Below are 1,689 nucleotides of genomic sequence, written 5' to 3'. Positions count from 1 at the left end.
GGAAAGCGATTCGGATGACTCGGATCTCGAGTCTTGCTAACACGAGCAACTCGCATCCATTAACAAACGGCCGTCCCGGACGGCCGTTTTTTCGTGGGTCGAATTATTTTCCGCGATGCCCCACGTCAAAGGTTTTAAAGTTGCGCTATTGCATGAGGCATTGGCTTTTCCCAACCCGCCGCGTGAGCGAGGGACCAGTCAATACCAATTTTCCCTCGCTCGCGCGTCGGATTGTGATAAAAGCGCAACTTCAAAAGCCAAAGGTCGGCCGCGGCCTCGACTGATTCGGTTCAACTACGGTATGTTCTTCATCAACTGTGAATAACGATCAAGCCATTCCGCCGTAATGGAACTGGCCAGCGTAGGTGGATCCGTGGCCCGCAATTCTTGGGCGGTCTGCCCCCAATAGAAGCTAATCCAGCCATCCGCGAATGTTGATGATTCATCGACAAAATCAACTAATTCGTCCTGGCTGCATTTCAGTGGAAACATCTCCTCGACGACCAACGGCTTGCCAACTTCGTAGGCACGCAAGCTCTCGATGGCCCTATCGACTTTGCCAGACTCGGGATAGAAGTGAACGGCCACAAAGTCGAGCGGCTTGCCGACCACCGGACCATGAAATAGTGGCTTGCCTCCGCCGAAAACATGCACCCAGGGAATGACTCCGACCGTTACCAAGTGCGATTGGTCGTGCTCGCGAATGGCATCAACCATCTTTTTCACCCAAGCTTCAGCCACTTGCTCGCGGGTTCGATCACCGAGCTCCAAGGCAATGCGTTGTACGAAAAACTTGCCACCCAGTTCGCCGAGTAGCCAATCATTCTCGGACCCTGCGCCGGGCAAGACAGGTTCGTTCATTAAGTTGTAGCAGAAGATGGCGGAGCTACTCTCGCAGACCTCTGCCACGGCCCGCCAGAAGCAGGCTTGGGCTTCCCAACGATCTTGTTCGTCTAACGCGTCGTACCAAGCCGGCACATGCGCCTTGTGGTAGCAGGCCAATCCCGTCACGTCGAGCAGCAGATCCAACTCTTCGGCAAGCTCAACAAGCTTTTGCAACTGTTCTAAGGCACCTCGACTTGCTTCGCTTGGACTATCCATGAACTTGCCGAACTGCAAATGCACCCGAACGCAGTTCACACCTAAGGCCTTAATTTCATGAAAATCTTCGACCACGACCGACCACTGATCGATCCAATATTCCTCCAGTAATCGACCCGACTGATCGTGATCGTAGTTAACGCCCCGGACCACGAATCGCTCACTCGTAGGGCCACGCTCAAAGTGCTTATGGTCGCCACTGACGCGAACGAAGTCCTGCCTATCGGCAGCCGACAAACCGCTCGCGAGAATCGCCATGCAGCCCAACCGCAAGACCACCGTTCGCAAAAACCAAGACACGCAGATGGATAGCGGGACGGCCAGCAAGACAGCTCTTGATCGATCCATAACTCCCCCTACAAACGTTTTACCTGAAAACTACGATATGCCACGGGATCGCTGTGACCCGCAAAGCCGATACGGCCTGTTCGATGGTCGAGTCCCTTTGGAGCGTGCTCGATTTGCGTGCGATCAAACTGATCGATATCCACGTCTAAAATCTTGGTTCCATTCAGCGTGACTTTGATCTTTTGGCCTCGCATCTCTATCTGCTCAAAATTCCATTCACCAACTGGCCGAAGATACCCA

2 protein-coding genes are annotated in these 1,689 nt (G+C 53.6%); both read right to left on the bottom strand.

Features of this window, described 5'->3' with window-relative positions:
• Positions 1-294: 294 nt before the first annotated feature.
• Positions 295-1,449, bottom strand: a complete 1,155-nt coding sequence (locus AC6T8Q_RS03250; RefSeq protein ID WP_500677714.1) for a cellulase family glycosylhydrolase — start codon at positions 1,447-1,449, stop codon at positions 295-297.
• Between the two features lie 8 nt (positions 1,450-1,457).
• Positions 1,458-1,689 (bottom strand): 3-keto-alpha-glucoside-1,2-lyase-like domain-containing protein (locus tag AC6T8Q_RS03245; protein WP_500677713.1); only part of this gene is annotated, 232 nt, incomplete at its 5' end.

This window comes from Bythopirellula sp., from assembly GCF_041737835.1.
Lineage (GTDB): Bacteria > Planctomycetota > Planctomycetia > Pirellulales > Lacipirellulaceae > Bythopirellula.
The sequence above is the reverse complement of the archived record's forward strand: the minus strand, read 5'-3'. Positions and strand labels throughout refer to the sequence as shown.

What these genes read in the sequence shown, in the direction of transcription:
- AC6T8Q_RS03250 (WP_500677714.1), bottom strand. Translation starts at nt 1,449, where the DNA reads ATGGATCGATCAAGAGCTGTCTTGCTGGCCGTCCCGCTATCCATCTGC.